Raw genomic sequence first — 647 nt, forward strand, 5'->3', positions numbered from 1 at the left:
GAGTACGCTAGCACGTGCCAGCCGAGAGGCTTTAGGCCGACGGGTGGACACGTCAGCAGGACGTCAGCGAAGGTTACTTGCTGTCAAGTGGACCGTGGAATAAGTCAGCGAAAATCTGGAAAGAAAAAAGGAAAAAAACTATGTTTAAATTTGTGTTGGATAGAATCCGAGAACGTAGAGAAGCTAAACTTAAAAATTATTTGGCTGAATGGTCTAAAAAAGAACCGGAATTGTTCACGGAGTGGCAAGATAAGAAAAGGGAAGCAGATCGCGAATTTGCTCAAGGTATGCAGTATGCCATGGGTGATTTCGGAGGTTCAGATGTCCATTTTAGGCAGGCGGAAAAGCTGAAGGAAGAGGCACTGAAGGCGGAAAGGGAGCTGATTAATAAAGGGTTTGACTCTTTATCAGCGATATCGCCAACAGTTGCCACAAGAACTTTAGCTGTTCCATCGTGAGAAACAGTTACTGTTACATTCGCTTTCATGGTGTCGTATGTAACGGTTGCGTCTGTTCCAGCTACTTCTTCTACTGTGTAGTTGTGTACGCCTTCTTGTTCTTTCTTGAATTCGATAGCTGAGAACTTAACGTTACCTGCCGCATCGTTCTTCACAGTTTCAACAACTTTACCTGTTGAATCTTTAAGC

At 44.0% G+C, this 647-nt stretch carries 1 protein-coding gene; it reads right to left on the reverse strand.

The window, feature by feature from the left end:
- Positions 1-280: 280 nt before the first annotated feature.
- Positions 281-647, reverse strand: a 367-nt coding sequence (locus QM460_RS10480; RefSeq protein ID WP_414290061.1) for a Spy0128 family protein, incomplete at its 5' end; no start/stop codon positions are given.

Origin of the sequence: Streptococcus infantis, from assembly GCF_047464415.1 — a bacterium.
Classification (GTDB): Bacteria; Bacillota; Bacilli; order Lactobacillales; family Streptococcaceae; genus Streptococcus; species Streptococcus infantis_AE.